Annotated in this window: 1 protein-coding gene; it reads right to left on the bottom strand. The window is 71.2% G+C overall.

Annotated features, from left to right (window positions below):
• Positions 1 to 489, bottom strand: a 489-nt coding sequence (locus LPA54_RS37015) for a histidine kinase dimerization/phospho-acceptor domain-containing protein (protein WP_306806612.1), incomplete at both ends; no start/stop codon positions are given.

Consider the following 489-nt stretch of genomic DNA (forward strand, 5'->3'; position numbering starts at 1 on the left):
TCGGTGCGTTCCGGGTAGGCGAGAGCGACCTCCAGGCTGGTCAGCAGGGTGGTGAGAGGGCTGCGCAACTCGTGGGCGGCGTCCGCGACGAACCGGCGCTGCTGGGCGGCGGCGTGGTCGAGGCGTCGAAGAGTGGTGTTGATGGTGTCGGCGAGCGCGGTGATCTCGTGGGCGGTGGCGGGGACGGTGACGCGTTCGCTCGGGTCGGTCACCGAGGCGGTGAGGCGGCGGACAGCTTCCACGGGGCGTAGTGCGACGCGGACGGTGACATAGGCGACGGCGCCGATGAGCACCAGGCCGGCCAGACCGGCGCGGAACAGCATGCCGTCGATGGCGGCGGCGATCTCCTCGGAGGTGTCCGGCACCAGCACGACGTAGGCACGCAGCGTGGCGTCGGGGCGGACGCCGAGTGCGGCGGCCTGTTCGCGGCTCAACTGGCCGGCCCAGATGTCGTTGTACAGGACTCTGTACGTCCGACCTGCCAGGACC

Origin of the sequence: Streptomyces sp. DH12 (genome assembly GCF_020873895.1) — a bacterium.
Lineage (GTDB): Bacteria > Actinomycetota > Actinomycetes > Streptomycetales > Streptomycetaceae > Streptomyces.